Source organism: Companilactobacillus farciminis KCTC 3681 = DSM 20184, assembly GCF_002706745.1.
Taxonomy (GTDB): Bacteria; Bacillota; Bacilli; order Lactobacillales; family Lactobacillaceae; genus Companilactobacillus; species Companilactobacillus farciminis.
The window spans coordinates 570,170-589,910 of record NZ_CP017702.1; the positions used below are offsets into that span (position 1 = coordinate 570,170).

General features: G+C 35.9%; 14 protein-coding genes and 2 tRNA genes. 14 read left to right on the forward strand and 2 right to left on the reverse strand.

Annotated elements, in window-relative coordinates; all coding sequences use genetic code 11:
• Positions 1 to 1,040: 1,040 nt before the first annotated feature.
• From LF20184_RS02690 to LF20184_RS02740, 12 genes are all read left to right on the forward strand, one after another.
• On the forward strand, positions 1,041 to 2,381 hold the full coding sequence (locus LF20184_RS02690; protein WP_056945181.1) for an FAD-dependent oxidoreductase: 1,341 nt from the start codon (positions 1,041 to 1,043) through the stop codon (positions 2,379 to 2,381).
• A gap of 107 nt (positions 2,382 to 2,488) precedes the next feature.
• Complete coding sequence (locus tag LF20184_RS02695) at positions 2,489 to 2,833, forward strand: hypothetical protein (protein WP_010020838.1); 345 nt, start codon at positions 2,489 to 2,491, stop codon at positions 2,831 to 2,833.
• Positions 2,834 to 3,283: 450 nt separating this feature from the next.
• A complete protein-coding gene (locus LF20184_RS02700; protein ID WP_010020836.1) occupies positions 3,284 to 4,510 on the forward strand; it encodes an AAA family ATPase in 1,227 nt (408 codons plus the stop codon).
• Entirely contained in the window at positions 4,500 to 5,045 is a 546-nt protein-coding gene (locus LF20184_RS02705; protein WP_010020835.1) for a hypothetical protein, read from the forward strand. The genes LF20184_RS02700 and LF20184_RS02705 overlap by 11 nt, the downstream gene beginning before the upstream one ends.
• A 116-nt stretch (positions 5,046 to 5,161) precedes the next feature.
• Positions 5,162 to 7,702, forward strand: a complete 2,541-nt coding sequence (locus LF20184_RS02710) for a YfhO family protein (RefSeq protein ID WP_010020833.1) — start codon at positions 5,162 to 5,164, stop codon at positions 7,700 to 7,702.
• 110 nt (positions 7,703 to 7,812) lie between these two features.
• Positions 7,813 to 9,318 carry a glycerol kinase GlpK gene (gene glpK, locus LF20184_RS02715; protein WP_010020831.1) on the forward strand — a complete coding sequence of 502 codons (1,506 nt, stop codon included), beginning with the start codon at positions 7,813 to 7,815 and terminating at the stop codon, positions 9,316 to 9,318.
• Positions 9,319 to 9,660: 342 nt separating this feature from the next.
• Entirely contained in the window at positions 9,661 to 11,166 is a 1,506-nt protein-coding gene (gene glpK / locus LF20184_RS02720) for a glycerol kinase GlpK (protein WP_010020829.1), read from the forward strand.
• Positions 11,167 to 11,308: 142 nt separating this feature from the next.
• Complete coding sequence (locus LF20184_RS02725; protein WP_010020828.1) at positions 11,309 to 12,784, forward strand: peptide MFS transporter; 1,476 nt, start codon at positions 11,309 to 11,311, stop codon at positions 12,782 to 12,784.
• 129 nt (positions 12,785 to 12,913) lie between these two features.
• Positions 12,914 to 13,072 carry a hypothetical protein gene (locus LF20184_RS12670; RefSeq protein ID WP_010020827.1) on the forward strand — a complete coding sequence of 53 codons (159 nt, stop codon included), beginning with the start codon at positions 12,914 to 12,916 and terminating at the stop codon, positions 13,070 to 13,072.
• 50 nt (positions 13,073 to 13,122) lie between these two features.
• Positions 13,123 to 14,790 (forward strand): SLAP domain-containing protein, encoded by a 1,668-nt coding sequence (locus LF20184_RS02730; protein ID WP_056945182.1) that lies wholly within the window; start codon positions 13,123 to 13,125, stop codon positions 14,788 to 14,790.
• Positions 14,791 to 14,900: 110 nt separating this feature from the next.
• Positions 14,901 to 14,983: transfer RNA gene (locus LF20184_RS02735), tRNA-Tyr, on the forward strand.
• Positions 14,984 to 14,988: 5 nt separating this feature from the next.
• Positions 14,989 to 15,060 (forward strand) — tRNA-Gln (locus LF20184_RS02740).
• A gap of 150 nt (positions 15,061 to 15,210) precedes the next feature.
• Here LF20184_RS02740 and pnuC read toward each other — a convergent pair.
• Positions 15,211 to 15,999, reverse strand: a complete 789-nt coding sequence (pnuC, locus tag LF20184_RS02745; protein WP_010020823.1) for a nicotinamide riboside transporter PnuC — start codon at positions 15,997 to 15,999, stop codon at positions 15,211 to 15,213.
• Between the two features lie 222 nt (positions 16,000 to 16,221).
• On the opposite strand from pnuC, the gene LF20184_RS02750 reads away from it, so the two are divergent.
• Both LF20184_RS02750 and LF20184_RS02755 read left to right on the forward strand, forming a co-directional pair.
• Positions 16,222 to 16,923 (forward strand): GntR family transcriptional regulator, encoded by a 702-nt coding sequence (locus tag LF20184_RS02750; protein WP_010020822.1) that lies wholly within the window; start codon positions 16,222 to 16,224, stop codon positions 16,921 to 16,923.
• 79 nt (positions 16,924 to 17,002) lie between these two features.
• On the forward strand, positions 17,003 to 18,397 hold the full coding sequence (locus LF20184_RS02755; protein ID WP_010020820.1) for an O-antigen ligase family protein: 1,395 nt from the start codon (positions 17,003 to 17,005) through the stop codon (positions 18,395 to 18,397).
• Between the two features lie 599 nt (positions 18,398 to 18,996).
• Here LF20184_RS02755 and LF20184_RS02765 read toward each other — a convergent pair.
• Positions 18,997 to 19,725 (reverse strand): WecB/TagA/CpsF family glycosyltransferase, encoded by a 729-nt coding sequence (locus LF20184_RS02765; RefSeq protein ID WP_010020818.1) that lies wholly within the window; start codon positions 19,723 to 19,725, stop codon positions 18,997 to 18,999.
• Positions 19,726 to 19,741 lie beyond the last annotated feature (16 nt).

Genomic DNA, 19,741 nt, shown 5'->3' on the forward strand with positions numbered 1-19,741 from the left:
AGAGGGATTTGTAATTAATTAATGAAAGCATTCAAAGTAAATTATTGTAATGGGAAACGCATTTGAGGGGGAGGATAAGTTGATTGAGGGGGGCAACTTATCCTGAATGCGAGTGAGTTTTTATGGCTACGATATGAGGATGTATCGCAACCTTCTTTGGTTAAAAAAGAAGAATTGCATTTCATATCTTTGCCCCTTTCACAGTTAATAATATAGCATATATGTTTAAACAGATACATTCACTTTTAGAAAAAATAATTTTTTGATTTTGAATAAATAAATATGTAAATATCGTGTTATTATATTTAACTCATTGTAAATTTTTTCACGATGTATAGACCATTTTTTTGATATAATGAATTACCCATAAAAATGCTTGTATGATCTATTAAGAAAAAAAGAGCAAAAAAAAACAGCTCATCTGGGGGGACGGGCTTGTTTTTTTGTTACACCTAATGTGTAACGGCATTACCAGTAGTGTCAGAGACAAAGGTATGAATGCTTATGAGGTTTCCATATTTGTCAAATAGAGAGGGATTTGTAATTAATTAATTAATGAAAGCATTCAAAGTAAATTATTGTAATGGGATAACGCATTTGAGGGGGGAGGATAAAGTTGATTGAGGGGGGCAACTTTATCCTGAATGCGAGTAAGCTATTCGGTTACGATATGAGGATGTGTATCGCAACCTTTCGAGTTAAAAAAGGAAGGAATTGCATTGACCATATCTCTATCTCTTTCACACATATAATATAGCACATGTGTTTAAACAATTAAATTCATTTTAGGAAAAAATAATTATTTGTTTTTAGTTTCACAAATACTTTAATTTATGTGACTATAATGGTAAGTTTATTTTTTCGTTTTGTGAGGATTTAAACGACACTTTAGCAATTTATGGGGCGTAAGTGAGGTGATTTATACTTTTAATTAGGTTTCTTTATAATTTATATATATTTTTTAATATAGTATGTAAACGCTTTAATTATGTTAAAATATTAACTATAATGATATTAAATCATAAAAGGTGGTAGTTATTATGAAGGTAAGTATCGTAGGATGCACACATGCGGGAACTTTTTCAGCAATGAATATTTTGAAGGAACATCCAGATTGGGAAGTTTCTGTTTTTGAAAGAAATGATAACCTTTCTTTCCTATCATGTGGGATCGCACTTTGGGTAAGTGATCGTGTTTCAGACCCTAACAAAATGTTTTACGCTAGTCCAGAAGCTTTGACAGAACTAGGCGCACATATGCACATGCAACATGATGTTACAAATATTGACTTTGATAATAAGAAATTAGCCGTTAAAAACCTAGTTAGTGGGGAAACTTTTGAACAAGATTATGACAAGCTAGTCATTACTACTGGTTCAGCTCCAGTTATCCCTCCAATTCCAGGCATTGACTCAAGTCGTGTAATGCTTTGCAAGAATTGGACTAACGCCAATGAATTGAAAGAAAATGCTAAAGATATCAAGAGTGCCATCGTTATTGGTGCCGGCTACATCGGTGCTGAACTAGCTGAAGGTTACGCTACTCTTGGTAAAGAAACTACTTTGATTGATGCTTTGCCACACGTTTTAGGTAAGAACCTCGATCCTAACATGTCAGCTGTTGCCGAAAAAGATTACATTGATAACGGTGTAAAACTCGGTATGGGTGAAAAAGTTCAATCATTTGAAGAAACAGATCATAGTGTAATTGTAAAAACTGATAAAAATACTTATGAAGCTGATATCGCTGTTATGTGTGTCGGTTTCCGTCCTAATACAAAGATGTTCGCTGACGAATTCGAAACTTTGCCAAACGGTGCCTTGATTGTGGATAAATACATGCACACAAGTAAAGAAGACGTCTTCTCAGCCGGTGATGCCGCATCCGTTCACTACAATCCAACTGGAGACAACCAATACATTCCTTTGGCAACTAACTCAGTTCGTCAAGGTATCTTGGTTGGTAAGAATATCGAAAAAGATACAGCCCCTTACATGGGAACACAAGCTAGTTCAGCGGTTGAATTATTTGGCAGAACTTATGCTGCTAGTGGTTTGACTAAAGAACACGCTGAAGTCCTAGGTAAGAAGGTTGACAGCGTATCTCTAGAAGACAATTATCGTCCAGAGTTCATGTTGACAACTACTCCTGTTTTGATGAACCTCGTATGGGACCCAGAAACAAGAGAAATCCTCGGTGGAGCTTTGACAAGTATGTATGATGTATCACAATCAGCTAACCTCTTGTCATTAGCTATTCAAAAGAAAGTTACGATTGATGAATTGTCCATGGTCGACTTCTTGTTCCAACCTAACTTTGACAAACCAGTTAACTACGTCAGTGCCTTAGCCGGAGCTGCTGTGGAAAAAGCTGATAAATAATTAATTTATAAATACCCGAAGATCAGATATTAAATGTGATTTTCGGGTATTTTTGTGGCTAAAAGATCAATTTCTTCCTATACTGTGAGTAAAGTGGAGGGAATATTATGGCTGAAGACAGTGATTTCATCATGCGTCAAATTAAGTCGTTTGCGGAAGGTTTTGGTTATATGGTCGGCAAAAAAGACGGCGAGAAGACAGAAGTAGTCTTTGAACAGCAACAAGGTCAAGGTGACAAGATCCATCGTGATATAACTGAGCTGTTGATGCATCAAAAATACGAGCAAGCAATTCAGTACGTTTACGCTCAGAAGTTCACTCTAGAAGAAGGGCAATACTTTGTCTTGGGACAATGGCTGTTGAGAAAATTAACCGACATACCAGAAGTTGATCAAGCTATGATAGAAGAATTTCGCAATAATATAGATAAGCACCGACCACCTCTTAGTTAATTCACAAATAATTCAAATTTTAGTACAAACTTTTTCATAATATCTCGGTACTATGTATACATAGTCAAATATGGCTATACAAAAAACGAGGTGAATTTTATGAGAAAACATCCTTTGCTCGTGCTTACTGGTGTTTCCGTCTTAGCAACTGTTTGTACTAAGATGATCAGAAATTACAATGGTAAGAAATTTTTAAACTAGAATCACATTACTCAAAAATACAAAAATACAAGAATTAAAAACCATTCACACACATTCAAAGCAAAACACAAATTACGTTAAATCAAGAGGTATGCAATATGAAAAATAATATGATGACAGGCTTGCGCAAGCAAGCCTTTTTTGCGACTTTAATACAAAAATATAGGCTTTCAAACATATTTTATGGTTAAAGGACGGATATTTTGATATTATTTAGTTAAATTACTAGTTGAATGTTGAGGTGAAAAAATGGAAAACGAATTACGCTTTTTGTCATTAGATATCGAAGGATATCCTTTATTTGAAAATAATTTGCATTTTTCTTTATTGACTGATAGCAGAGTTTCGCAAGATTATGCGGATTCTCTTATGCATTTATTTGGTTCTAATTACACTAACAATATAACAACAATTGTAGGTAAAAATGCTACAGGGAAAACCATGATAATGAAAATTACTATGGGAATTCTGTCGTTATTGTTCAACGGTAAGTCTGTAAAAGAAACTAGACTAAAAGAAGTGTTGTTTGATGATTCTGATGTAAAATTTACAGTGTACCTGTATGGGAACGATAAATATCTATATCAAGATCAAATTATTATTGGAAGTAAATTTGATGGTTTAGAGTCCAATTTTGAAGTTAAGTCTGAAAAGATTTTTAAAAAGAAAGCTAAAGTTAGTGAACCTAAAAGAGATTTATTAACATTCTCGAAAAGGAATTTAATTTTAGATAGAAATAATTTGAAAAGTGATGTTGCTGCCGCTTTGGCATCAGATGATTCAATGTTTAGAATGATTGTTAGAGCTGGCAATTATCGTATTCCAATGATTACCGATAATACAATTTTTACAAATACTAATTTCTTTATTCCTAACCTTGGCGATGTTCCTAGTGAAATACTTGAGTATTTGGATCCAAGTATTGAATATTTAAAAATTGAGAAGGCTGATAATAATAAAGTTTTTTATCGATTAAAATTTAAAGATAGGGAAGAAGAATTAACTGATCAAAATTTTGCTACCATTGAATATTATTTATCTTCAGGTACAGCGAAAGGAATTTCTTTATATACTCAAATTTTACGTACTTTAAAGAGTGGTGGGATTATTTTCGTTGACGAAATTGAAAATCATTTTAATCATGCAATAGCTCGAAGTTTTATTAATTATTTTAAAGATTCTGCGATTAATATAAATAACGCCAAATTAGTATTTACCACCCATTATTCGGAGTTTTTAGATGATATGGATAGAAATGATCAAATATTTATAGCTAGAAGATTATCCAAAATATCATTGACTAGATATTCAAGTACGAAAATAAGGAGTGATATTTTGAGATCTGACGTCTTCATGTCGAATAGTATTGATGGTACAGCACCAGAGTATAGTGCATATATTGCGTTGAAAAAAGCAACGATTAATAGTATCAAAAATTACGGACATCGACGTGAGGTATGTAAAGATGAGCAATAATTACATTGCTGTGATAGTCGAAGGTGGAGCTGAAAAAGCTATTATTAATGTTCTATTAGATCATGACCTCTTAAAATTTAATAGAAGTGATATGTTAGAAGAAGATGTTATAAGAGATAGAAATGCCAAAACATTTGCTAGAGAGCATTTGAGTTATGGATTTGCAAAAAATCAGATATCAATTTTTCGTATTTTAGATTCTCGTAAAGAAGAATTTTCACTTCCTAAGCCATATACTCGATTGGTATCTTCAAGAATTGATATCCTTACAACTCCTGAAATTGAAATTCTTTTTATTGTATACAAAGGGGACTTTGACAAGTTTAAAAATCAAAAGCCGAATAAAAGTGGTAAAAAATTACCGGCTCATGAATGGTGTAAGAAATTCTATAATATGAAAGATGTAAAGTCACCAGAATTTGTTTACGATTACTGGAATTATCAACCAGATAAATTGGTTGAGACGATTCGACTGTATTCTCAGAAATGTGATTATCCGTTTGAAAATACTTTAGCTAGTATTTTGAAAAAATAATAGAGGCTTCACTAGAACTTAAAAGCTGTTCTGGTGGAGTTTTTTTGTTTGGCATCTTCTTTGCAATTATTTAGTTTATCCCATATTATTTGGATAGTTAGTAAGGAGATATAAATATGCTTAAACGTCATGTCCGGTATTATCTTGGAGCGTTTTTTCTTAATCTTGTTATTATTTCAGCTATTTTTGCGTATTTTAAATTAGTACCTTTTGGCAGCAACAATTTCTTGAGTAGTGATTTAGGCACGCAATATCTGACCTTTTTGACTGAATTACGGCGCCAGCTAACTTCTGGCAACTTGCATTTTTATTTGTTCAGTCAGTCTTTGGGAGATAATTTCTTCCCGGTTATGAGCTACTACTTACTGTCGCCTTTTAATTTGCTGTTGGTTTTCTTTAGTCCCATGGGAATTCCTGCGGCAGCGAATATCATCATCATGTTGAAAATTTCTTCAATGGGTGTGGCGATGGCTTATTTCTTGAAGGAATACTCTAAAGAAATTAAATTTACCAACTATATTTTTACTCTGGCTTATAGTTTTTGTGGATTCGTAGCGTCATACTTTTATGATTTGATGTGGCTGGATGCCTTGATAATGTTACCTTTAGTAGCAATAGGCGTTATGCGGGTCATTAAAGAACAAAAATATGTCCTATATTATTGTTCAATTCTTTTAGCAATTATCTTCAATTATTACTTAGGATATATGCTCTGTATTTTCTCGTTATGTTTCTTTATTTATACGGGATTAGAGACGAATCTTTTTCATCAAAAAAATAAGTGGAAAATTATCGGCAACTATTTAACTACTTCAGTATTGGCTGGTTTAAGTTCAGCGGTAGTCCTATTGCCAACTTTAGTTGGGATGATGAAAACAGGCAAAACTTCCTTTAATGTCATGAATTACTTGCCATCAGCTCGATTCGGCTTGGAAGCTCTGACAGAACTAGGAATCGGTGGGAACACTTTTGAACAGAGACTTGAGCACGGTCCATCGGTCTTTATGACTTCGACGATTTTAATTTTGTTATTGGCTTATTTTTTCAGTCCTCGAGTAAACAATAAAGACAAGCAGAATTCTACGTTCTTATTAGGAACTTTGTTGATCAGTATGTTTGTAACAACTTTCAATACGGTTTGGCACATGTTCCAAAATCCTGCTGGTTTCCCATTTAGAAATAGTTTTATCTTCTCGTTCGTCTGTATTTTCATCGCTTATAAGGCCTTTGAGGTTGGAGTTTTCAAGGATAAGTCGACAATTATCAAATCTACCAGCGTGGCAGGAATCTTGCTCTGTATTGGTTATTCAACGGAATGGCTATTGCCAAAGATTATTGAAAAACTTGGCTTTGCAATTCCAGATAATGATTACAACGGCTATTTCTTCTGGTTGAGTATTATTTGTATCGTGATTTCCGGCATAATTTTATTAGTGCTTAATAGTAATAAAAAATTCTTTGGCTTGTTGATGCTGATGATGGCCTTTGAAATAGTTGCTAATTTCAATTCAGTTATCAGTACTGCTGGTTTAGGAAATCAATTGGTTTATCGTGAAGAATTTCGTAAAGAAAATGATATCTTAGCTGATGTTAAGAAGAGAAGTCATTTGGGACATCGAATCATCGTTTCTAAATCAGGGCTTAATAAGGCTTTTCCGGAGAAATACAATAATTACAACGACCCAATTTTGTTCAATATCAACGGTCTGAGTTTGTACAGTTCTACTTTGAATCAGAAGACTTTGGAAATGATGAATAATTTGGGTTATTACAGTATCAATGTCCGTCGAATCAGTTACTTTGGTGGGACGAATTTGACCAATGCTTTGCTAGGCGTTTATTATCGAGTTCGTCAGTGGGATAATCATTACTACGTCGAAGAAAATTACAATGCGCCATCATTAGGTTTTCTAGTTAATAAAGATGTTTATGGCTATAAGATGAAAAATGGTCACGCTTTGGATAATCAGGATCGTTTGTGGCAAGCTTTGAATGGCAATAGTACTGAATATTTAAAGAATGCTACACTCAATAGCATGCAACAGACGACAGTGAAGAATAAGACCCTATATACGTACCAGATGACGACTCGTGCCAGTGGTCCATTGTATTTCTACAAGACGCCGCTAAATTATGATCAGACCAAGATTTATGTCGATGGCAAACGGGTCAAAACTAGCAATATGAACGTTTATAAAGCGGCCACTTTGCGGTTGAGGCATTTCAAGAAGAATCAAAAAGTCCAAATAAAGATTTTGACGAATAAGACCTTTGATTTGAATCCGGAATATTTCCAGTCATTAGATCAACCTAGGTTCTTGAAGTCTTTGGATAAATTCCAAGATAATTCTCTAAAGATTAGTTCTGACTTGAATCACGATACAGTTCGTGGAACTATCAATGTCAAAAAAGCTGCGCCGATGTTGTTCAGTATTCCTTACGATGACGGTTGGAGTGCTACGGTTGACGGTAAGAAGGTCAAAATTCATCAAGTAGTCGACAATTTGATGGCAATTGATTTAACCAAAGGACAGCATAAAGTGGAATTGAACTATCAAGTGCCAGGGCTTAAAATTGGTTGGATAGTTTCAATTGTGTCGATAATTCTATTTATAGGCTTTGATTTCTTAAAATATAGAACAAAAAAATCTAATTAATTGATTTCAAAAACAAAATATTAGAAAAAATACCGGAAATATTTGCATTATTCTGAAGATGTTATAATATTTTGGTATGAAGCGTTTACATTAATGAATGAGGTGAAATAATGTCAAGTGAATATGTTATGGCAATCGATGAAGGAACTACTAGTACCCGTGCAATTATTTTTGATAAATCCGGGACAAAAATTGCCGATGCCCAACGTGAATTTACGCAACATTTTCCACAACCTGGTTGGGTTGAACACGATGCTAATGAGATTTGGAATGCCGTTCAATCGACAATTGCCAATGTTTTTATCGATTCAGGTATCAAACCTAAGCAAATCAAAGGTATTGGAATTACCAATCAACGTGAAACTACTATTATTTGGGATAAGAAAACTGGCCTGCCAATTTATAACGCCATTGTTTGGCAAAGTCGTCAAACTTCAGATATTGCCGCTAAGTTAGAAAAAGATGGCTACGGCGATATGATTCATGAAAAAACTGGCTTGTTAATTGATCCATATTTCTCAGCCACAAAGATTCGTTGGATCTTGGATCACGTAAAAGGTGCTCAAGAACGTGCTGAAAAAGGCGAATTACTCTTTGGTACCATCGACACTTGGATTCTTTGGAAATTATCTGGTGGAGCTGCTCACGTAACGGATTATTCAAATGCTAGTCGGACAATGCTTTTCAATATCCACGACCTCAAATGGGATGACGACATTTTGAAAATGTTGAATATTCCTAAGGCTATGTTGCCGGAAGTTCGTCCTAATTCTGAAGTTTATGCTAAGACAAAGGGTTACCATTTCTATGGGTCAGAAGTTCCTATCGCCGGTATGATTGGTGATCAGCAGTCAGCTTTGTTTGGTCAAATGGCCTTTGAACCAGGAATGGTCAAAAATACTTATGGCACTGGTGCCTTCATCGTGATGAACACTGGTGAAAAACCACAATTATCCGACAATAACTTGTTGACGACGATTGGTTATGGAATCAATGGTAAAGTTTACTATGCTTTGGAAGGTAGTATTTTCGTGGCTGGTTCAGCTATTCAATGGTTGCGTGATGCAATGCATTTAGTCGACACAGCTCCCGAATCAGAAGAAGCCGCTTTAAATTCCAATGACGATGATGAAGTTTACGTTGTACCAGCATTTACTGGATTAGGCGCACCTTATTGGGATGCTGACGCCCGTGGTGCCGTATTTGGTTTGACTAGAGGAACAACGAAGAACGATTTCATCAAAGCAACGTTGCAATCATTGGCTTATCAAAGTCGTGATGTTATTGAAACAATGAAACGCGATACAGGAATTGATATTCCAACCTTAAAAGTTGATGGTGGTGCTGCAAATAATCGTTATCTAATGCAGTTCCAAGCTGATATTTTACAAACACCCGTTCAACGCGCCAAAGATTTGGAAACAACTGCTCTAGGTGCCGCATTTTTAGCTGGACTAGCAGTAGGGTATTGGGATAGTCTAGAAGATATTAAGAAACAATACGCAACAGGTGCTACTTTCGAACCAGAAATGGATGTTAAACGTGCAGATTATCTATATGAAGGTTGGAAAGAAGCAGTTAGTGCAACAAGAACGTTCAAACATAAAGCAAAATAAAGAGGATTTTCTGAACTTTAGTTAGTGTAGTATGCCGTCCTCCATAGCAAAGAAAATTTGGCTGGAACAATGTGGGCACGACTTGGAGCCTTTGCTAAGCCCAAGTTCGGGCAAAGTCTTCAAGCTCGACCTTTCACTAGGCAATAAATTGTCAAGAGAAATTTCACATTTGAGCCAATTTTCTTTGCTATTCCGGACTAGATAGTGGTTTTATTTTTTGATTTCTTATGATAATTAATAAATGATATTATCTAGTCGATAATGACGAAAAGTTAATATTAACTAAGTTTAAGAAAGAATCATAAAGGCGGAGACGCCTTTTTTCGTGTTTAGGAGTTAACAATGGAAAAAGAATATATTTTAGCAATTGATGAGGGGACAACGACGGCTCGAGCTATTATTTTTGATCACAGTGGTAAGAAGGTAGCTGTTGCTAGACATCCAATTCAACAAATTTTACCGAATCCCGGTTGGGTCGAACATGATCCCAATCTAATTTGGAATGCCGTACAGACAACTATTGCCACTGCTTTGATCGATTCGGGTATCAAACCTGATCAAATTAAAGCAATCGGGATTGCTAGTCAAAGAGAGACAACTGTCGTTTGGGATAAAGAGACTGGTTTGCCAATTTATAACGCGATTGTTTGGCAAAGTCGACAAACTGCCCATTTGGCTAATGACATGATCAAGGCTGGCTTCAAAGATGAAATCCACAAAAAGACCGGTTTGATTATCAGCCCTTATTTCTCAGCTACAAAAATCCGTTGGATCCTCAATCACGTTGAAGGTGCTCAAGAACGTGCTGAAAAAGGCGAATTGCTCTTTGGGACTATCAACACTTGGTTGTTGTGGAAGCTGACTGATGGTGCTAGTTTCATGACTGATTATGCCAACGCTAGTCGAACGATGCTCTTCAATATCAACACTTTGCAATGGGATAAAGATTTATTAAAACTCTTTAACATTCCTAAAGCAATGTTGCCAGAGGTTAAATCCAATTCAGAAGTCTTTGGAATGACGAAGAATTATCAATTTTATGGTTCGGAGATTCCAATTTCTGGGATGACCGGTTCTCAACAAGCATCCCTCTTTGGACAGATGGCTTTTGAAAAAGGGATGGTCAAAAATACCTATGGAACTGGTGCTTTTGCCGTTATGAATACTGGAGATAAACCGGCTTTGTCTGACAATAATTTGTTGACAACGATTGCTTATGGCATCAATGGTGAAATCAAATATGCCTTAGAAGGCAGTGTTTTCGTGGCTGGAGCGGCGTTACAGTGGTTGCGTGACGACATGCGTTTGATCAACAATACTCCGCAGACTTCAGACTATGCCAAAAGTTCGACTGATCACGATGAGGTCTATGTCGTTCCAGCTTTTGCCGGTTTGGGTGCACCTTATTGGGATAATCAAGCACATGGTACGATGTTTGGAATTACTCGTGGTACAACGGATAAAGATTTGGTCAAAGCTACTTTGCAGGCGATTGCATATCAGACAAAAGATATCATTGAGACGATGAGTTCTGACGCTAAGATGCCAATTGAAGTCCTAAAAGTCGATGGAGCAGCATCAGCTAATGATTATTTGATGCAATTCCAAGCTGATATTTTGGGAATCTCATTGCAGCGTTCTTCAGAATTAGAAACTACTTCCTTAGGAGTGGCCTTTATGGCTGGATTAGGAGTAGGCTTCTGGAAAGATATTGACGATATTAAGAAGAATTATCAAACTGGAAAACTGTATCAACCAAAAATGAAAGAATCTCTTAGAAATGATCTTTACGATGGTTGGAAAGAGGCTGTTAAAGCAACAATGGCCTTCAAACATAATGCAAAATAATAAGAACCTATATTAAAAGGCTCTTATTTTTTTTTGCCTATATATAAGGCTTTATAGACTGTTTATTAAAAAATGCTTTGACATATACGCTCTGTAAGTTTAATATAAATACATTATTTGTGTAATGTGAGGAGAATTTTTAATGGACGAAAAGAAGGACCGAGGATTTTTCGGTCAACCGATAGGGTTACGTACATTATTCCTAACTGAATTCTGGGAAAGATTCAGTTACTATGGTATGCGTGCCATTTTGCTATTTTACATGTACTATGCTGTTACAGAGGGCGGACTTGGTATGGACCGTACCACTGCAGCATCTGTCATGTCTATCTATGGTTCACTAGTTTATATGTCTAGTGTGCTTGGTGGATTTATCAGTGATAGACTTTTGGGACCTAGAAGAACTGTCTTCTGGGGTGGTGTCTTGATCATGTTTGGTCACATCGTATTGTCACTCCCAATGGGCGAAACTGGTTTGTTCCTATCCATCGGACTTATTGTTATTGGTACTGGTTTATTGAAACCAAACGTATCCGAAATGGTTGGTGGATTGTACAGTGAAGGTGATACTAGACGTGATTCTGGTTTCAGTATTTACGTTATGGGTATCAACTTAGGTTCATTGTTCGCACCACAAGCTGTAAGTATGATGAGTAACAGATTTAATTTCCACGCTGGTTTCTCATTAGCTGCCATTGGTATGTTCTTAGGTTTAGTAGTTTACTGGTGGGACGGTCGTAAGTACCTTCCTAAAGAAAGTTTACAAGCCCCAGATCCAATTACTGATGCCGAACGTAGTAAATTCTACAAACGTGTCATTATGGGTGTAATTGCTTTAGTCGTTATCGTTGTGGCTATGATTGCTATGCATGCCTTCACAGTTGATAACTTCATCACTATCTTGAGTATCTTAGGTATCGCTTTACCTGTTGGTTACTTCATTATGATGCTAACAAGTAAGAAAGTTTCTAAGGTCGAAAGATCACGTGTATTTGCTTATATTCCATTGTTCATCGCTGCCGCAATTTTCTGGGCAATTGAAGAACAAGGTTCTGTTGTTTTGGCACTTTTCGCTGCTGAACAAACTCAATTAAACTTTGCTGGTTTGCATTTGACAGCTCCACAATTCCAAATGCTTAACCCATTCTTCATCATTATCTATACACCATTCTTTGCATGGTTATGGATTAAATTGGCTAAACGTCAACCATCATCACCATCTAAGTTCTGGATGGGACTAGTTGCTACAGCTATTTCATACTTTGTCTTGATTATTCCTTTGATTGGATTATCTCCAGATGGCAAAGTTAGTCCACTATGGCTAGTTCTAAGTTGGGCTATCATTGAAGTTGGTGAAATGTTGATTTCTCCAGTTGGTTTGTCAGCTACAACAAAACTTGCTCCTAAGGCTTTCAGAGGTCAAATGATGAGTATGTGGTTCCTAGCTGATTCAGCCGGACAAGCTGCTAATGCTCAATTAGTTAAGTTATTCGAACCAGGAAACCCACAAAACGAAATGATGTTCTTTGGTATAACTGGTATCGTTACATTAGTTGCCGCAGTTATCTTGATTATGTTTGTACCTAAGATCAAGAAATTGATGGCCGGTGTTAACTAAAAAGTTGTATATTAAACTAAGTCATAACTTCGGTTATGGCTTTTTTGTTTTCTGATAAAAAAACATTTAAAATCCTTCATGAAATCGTTTACAATATTAATATAAACATTTGTGGAGGAGCGAGTGTTCATGAGGAAGAAAATCAAGCTGTTGATTCTTAGTTTCATCGCAGCACTGGCGATAGTTTTAGGAATTGCTCAAACTACCAAAGCTGCACGGATTAATAATGATCAAAAAATTGTTACCTTGAGTGTAAATCGGGTAGCAATTTTTTTATTTTTGGTATAAAAATATTTTCATTTAGAAGTATAATAATCCTAATTAAAAGGGGTGATTTGATGAAGAAAATGGTTAAAGTTTTAATTTATAGTTTGGCTGTTTTTATTGGGATTTTTGGAATGGGGCAGTTGAATGTTTTGGCTGATGATTCCACAGAAAATGTAAATGATGAGACGGATGCCCAATTGGCAGAACCACATAAATGGGGGGATAATGCTACTTGGTGGATTAAGGATTCCGTACTTTACTTAGATGGAACTTCACTGCAACCTACCTATAGTGCCCACAATGGGGTAGTAGCTAGAAAAATAATGGATACGCCTTGGAATCAAGATCCTGACGATTACTTAAAACCAACGATTAGTAGCAAAATTACAAAAGTGGTAATAAATCCAGATACTAAGAGCAATTTAGTATTGCCAACAGACTCGTCCGCACTTTTTAGAAGTTTGTCATCGGTTACTGAATTTGTTGGTTTGAATAAACTTGATATTAGTAACGTTACAGATTTTTCTTATATGTTTAGTGACGAGACAAGCCTTAGAAATTTGGATTTAAGTAGTTTCAAAACTTCAAAAAAAGTAAATCTCACTGAAATGTTTATGCTTGGTGCGAAGAATATTGATCTAAGTGGATTTACTAATCCAGAAGATATAGTTACTAATATATTTGAAAAAGAGTCTAGTTATCCTGCATATGTAGAAAAAATTAAATTAGGAGGTATAAATTTAGCAGACTCTGGGACTACCGGAAATTGGGTAAGAATGGATTCTGATGATAAAACTCCAGTTAATTTTGATGGCGCAAAAATTGATAGTGGTACTTGGAGAAGACTTGTATCAAAAGATGATAAGAATTCGGATATGACCATTCTTAATGTTTGTTCAAATAAGCCATTAAATTTTGCCGAAGAAGGTGTCACAGCCACTTTGGAAGAAAACGTTAATGAAGAAATAAAAAATATACCGACTGTTTCGATAGATGATACTGCATATCTATATAGTGTGACTGTTTCAAAAAGTGCAAATAAGGCTCCAGAATTCTATGGAGATCTGGTAAATATTAAAGCTCCAGTTATTAAAGGATATACTTCTAACTCTGATTCTTTCAAAATAATATATGATGGTGAATTTTCCCAAATAAATAATATTGATAAAAAAGTTACACTGAAAAATGAAGAAACGGGACAAACAGAATCGTTTTCATATACTATCTATTACACCAAAGATAAACCTGCGGTGAAACCCACAACACCATCAACACATCACACATCAACTTCTACAACGACACCAACAATTCCAACAGTAACTTCTAAATACACTCATAAACTTCAAGTCTTAACCACATACCCAGATCAAGACTCTGCCAATATTTACGATGAAGAGGGCAACCTAAGTAAAACTGTTGCTCTTTCACCAGACTCAAATTGGCAAACTGACGAGTACATGACCATCAAAGGTGAGAAGTACTACCGTGTAGCAACTAATGAATTCGTTAAGGCTTCTGATATTTACTTGTACACACCCAAATATTCAGTAGTCAGAACTCATGACGGAGCAGATTACATTTTACTAGATAATTCTCACGGCGATACAGTAACTAATCGTGCTTTGGCTGTTAAAACTGATTGGAAGATTGATAAAGTAATTAAAATTAATAATGAAGATTATTATCGTGTAGCGACAAATGAGTTCGTCAAAGCCGATAATGTCGACGTTATAAGATAGTTAAAAGATGAATCTGAAAATGATTCATCTTTTTTTGCAAAAAACTCTTGAAATGGTCTGTTATTTTCGGTAATATAATTAAGTCGGATAAAGACATGTGGTAAACACATGGAGGGGTAGCGAAGTCTGGCTAAACGCGGCGGACTGTAAATCCGCTCCTTCGGGTTCGGTGGTTCGAATCCACTCCCCTCCATTCATTGGGTTATAGCCAAGCGGTAAGGCAACGGGTTTTGATCCCGTCATGCGATGGTTCGAATCCATCTAACCCAATAATTTTTACCAGTTAGTCGTCAACAAGAATATACTTGTTTGACGGCTTTTTTTATTCCACAAAGAAAAAACACCGACGATTGTCGATGTCTAAGTGACTACACGATGGATAATTGCTTTTGACGGTTATATTGAGTGTTTCAAATAATCTTATTGGTCGCTAGGTTTAAACCACAGATAAGCGCCGTAAATGGCATTGATCAACATGATTATTTGTAGAACGAACATCGAAGTGGAAGCAGGACTAACTACTTGCAATTGATTGAACCAGATGATGACATTGATGACATCAAGCGTGATCCAAGCAATCCACTGGGAACGATAACCATAAGTCATTAGAACTTGTCCAACAATTCCTAATGGCAAAAGAGTAGCATCCAAGTAAATTTGGACACCATTCAAATGTTTACTGAAGAATAAAACGATGAAATAAATAATAAAGGTCGCCAAGAACCAGAAAATTCCTTCACGCCAAGTTAATTTGCGAGAACTTACTTCTTCTTGGTCAGCTTGGGTAATCTCACGATGCCAAACCGAAAGACCAACGAATTGCATAATTAAGTAAAATGACTGCGAAGCGATATCGCCAATTAAGCGGTTGTTGATGGCAATAATTAGCCACACTACACAACCTAAGACGCCCCAACTATAATTAGTCAAACGACCTTGGTCAACTAGGATTAGATTCAAAACAACGGAAGTACCAGTGATGACACCAATCCAGCCGGAGAATCCAAAATCTTTTCCTAAGATAAATGAAGCCCAAGTTGCTAGAAGCATAATGGTCATCATGATTTTAGTCGTCTTTTTGAGAGTCTTTAATTCGTGCACATTACGTTGCAAGTTGAATACTTGTCCGAGTGCATTTGGCAAATCTCTTAATGCAGTTGAAAAACGTTCAGTGAAACTACTATTTGAATTATTGGAATAATTATCCATGTGATAAAAAATCTCCTTATTTGTTTTTAGACAGCCGTAACGGAAGCAACGCTGTTAGATCGTGTAGTCACTTGCAAATTAGAATATACTGATAAGTTTTTTATGTCAATTGATATAGACCTATTATTGGATTTGTTATAATTGTTTTTAGACCAATTCTTAATTTTTTACAAAAATACTGTATAATTAACAGAAGTAATGCTTAAAGGGAGTGCCAAATAAATGAAGGTACCAGTATATATACAAATTCACAATGAGATCAGAAAAGAAATCGAATCTGGCAAGTGGGCTGTTGGGGAACGTATCCCGTCAGAAAGACAGCTTTCACAAGATTTTGACGTCAGCCGGATGACACTTCGCCAAGCAATCCAAACTTTAGTTGATGAAGGAATTTTACAACGACAAGTTGGATCAGGAACTTATGTTGCTAGCAGCAAGGTTCAAGAAAAAATGTCAGGAACGACTAGTTTTACCGAAATTACTGAAAGCCAAGGTAAGAAGCCTTCAAGTAAGACGGTTTCTTATCATGTGGCCGATCCATCAATCAGTGAATTAGAAAAATTAAAATTAAAAGATGGCGATCAAGTTTTGCGAATGGAAAGAATTCGTTATGCTGATCAACAACCAATTTGTTTTGAAGTGGCGACTATCCCGATAGAAATTGTCAACACTTTGAACAAAAAAGACATAACGTCTTCACTTTATAAAGCACTTGAAGACAAAGCTGGGTTAAAATTAGGTAACGCCACGCAAACTGTTTCAGCTATTTTAGCTTCGGAAAAAATCGCTAATTTCTTGAATGTTAAGCGTGGTTCAGCAATTTTACGTGTTCGCCAAGTGACAACTTTGGATGATGGTAGACCATTCGAATACGTTCGTTCACAATATGCTGGAGATCGTTTTGAATTTTATCTAGAAAGATAGATAATCAATTTCTTTAAAATTAGATTTAAGGTAAGATATAACCTACACACGTTTTAAATTTTTAAACTGGGAGTCACTTATGCAAAGCTTTATAAAAAAGTATAGTATCTTCTTGATGCTGTACATTATCTTTCAACCAGTATTAGATGCTGTTACTGGTACGATGATGCGTTTTAACATCAATATTACCTTCGGGGTATTGATCAGAATGATCGTCATGGCAATAACGGTGTTCTACATATTATTGTTCTTGATTTTGAATCGAGATAATAAACACGGATTTCGAATAATGGGTTACTTTGTCGTCTTGGCGATTGTTTCGGTCATTAATTTGGTCGTCAATTACAAGACGAAGACATTATTTGTTCCGTCATTGGAAATTACGACTTTAGCAAAGAGTTTGTATTATCCAATTATGTTGCTCGGATATTTTTATGCTTTTGAGGAATTAGCTGAAGATAGGATCATCAATCGTTTCTTCCCCAAAGTTGTCTTTATCGCGGTCAACATTATCAGTATCATCATGATTGTGGCTCACTTTACTAATACTAGTTTCAGTTCATACTCATACTACAAATTAGGAGAGAGTGGTTGGTTCTTCGCAGCCAATGAATTGAGTGCGATTGTCTCAATTTCTTTCCCAATTATGATTTGGTACGCACTTAAGAAAATTAATACTTGGTCAAGAATTTATTACTGGTTAACAGTCGTTGTTGCAATTTATTCAGCTCTGTTGATTGGAACAAAGGGTTCATTATTAGCTATCATCTTTGGAATCTGCATGGCAATTTTAGCTACAGCAATTCAATTTTTCCAAAACGGCGGTCAACGCAAGTTTAAAGCAGGAATCGCCGCTATGCTAGTTATAACGCTTGGTGGAATTTTTGCCGCATATCCTGCAATGGCTGTTTCTAGAACTGCTGAATTGCACAGTGATATGATTAAGTACAAGAAAAAACAAGCTAAGACAAAAAAAGGTATCACTAAAGATCAGAAGAAATACGTCGAAACTAATAAGACTGTTTCTTACTTATTCAGTGGTCGGACAGTTTACTTTGAAAATGCCGCACACAACTTCTCCAAAGCAACGCCTGCACAAAAGGCCTTTGGAATGGGTTATGCTACAAACTTCAAGAAAGTAAAACAAGCTAAGTTGGTTGAAATGGATTATGTCGATATCTTCTTCCAATTTGGTTTTATCGGAACCATCGTTTACCTAGCACCATTAGCTTATTGCTTGATTTACCTAATTGGAGCTTTCCTTAGAAAATTCAAGTACATGTGGTCATTTAAATGGGCAATGTTAGTAGCTAGTGTCGCTGTAGGATTCGGAATGGCTTTGATGACCGGACACGTTATTGAAGCACCTTCTGTAAGTATTTATTTCGTAACCATTTTGAGTTATGCGATGTTGAATGCTCGAATCTTCTTAAGAACTGGTGAAGATCCTTATACAATTGATGTAGAAGAATAATAAAAAATTCCTGTTAGAATTTATTTTCTAACGGGAATTTTTTTGTGTAAGGATGCCGTCGTCCGCAAAAGCCCTGTGATTGGCTGGAACGCTGCCGACACAACTTGGAGCCTTTGCTAAGCCCAAGTTCGGGCAAAGTCTTCAAGATTAGTCTTATTCTAAGCAACAAGTTGCTAAGAATAATTTGGCGGCTGAGCCATCACAGGGCTTTTGCTCCCGACTAAATTTCAATTTCTATTTGGATAGAATTAGACACATACTTTCTGAATAAGTACTCTATTTCTTTGTAACACTACATAAAAAAAGAGGGTACTATTAAGACCACAGCAATACACTGCAATTCCAATAATATCCTCTATTAATTTCTGAAGTAATTTATATAAAGATAGAAACCACTATCAAGTCCGGAATAGCGAAGAAAATTGGCTCAAATGTGAAATTTCTCTTGGCAATTTATTGCCTAGTGAAAGGTCGAGCTTGAAGACTTTGCCCGGTTTTGGTCTTAGCAAAGGCTCCAAGTCGTGCCCACATTGTTCCAGCCAAATTTTCTTTGCTATGGAGGACGAAATATTTCCACCAACCAAAGTTAAGAAAGAACCTTATTTCATGTTTTTCTTTTCTTTATTGATCATATTCATATACTTAGGAATTGCCATCATACGACCAATTCTTGTTGGTTCGGTTACTAAACGATAGAACCATTCAAGATTGAGCTTTTGGAAGACCTTGGGAGCGCGTTTCTTAGTTTCTGAGAAGACGTCGAAACTACCACCGACACCGATCCAAATAGCGTTAGCTTGTTTACGATACTTGTCGATAAAGAATTCTTGCTTTGGTGATCCTAAGGCTACCAAAACAACATTAGGCTTTTTAGCAGCGATTTCTTCGATAATTGGTGCATCGTCTTTGAAATATCCATCGTGATAACCAACTAAGTTAACTTGAGGATATTGTTTTTTGATTTTTTTAGCGCTGGCTTCGATGACTTCCGGTTTAGCACCCAGCATGTAAAGTTTTAATTGTTTGCGATTAACAGCTGAAATTAGGTATTCTAAAGTATCAAAACCAGTAATTCTTTCATGGAGAGGAGTGCCTAGACTCTTGGCTCCTTTAATGATTCCGATACCGTCAGGGATGACATAATCAGCATTATTGATAATTTTTGAAAAATTGCTATCTTTTCTGGCCGATAGAACAATTTCAGGATTAGGTGTTACGATGAATCTGTTAGCTTTAAGGTCTAAATCGTCATCCAAATATTTGTGGAATTGTTTAGCGGTAAAGTTGTCAAATTCTGTACCTAAAATATTTACTCTATTTTTGTGCATGGCGTTCTCCTTTAAT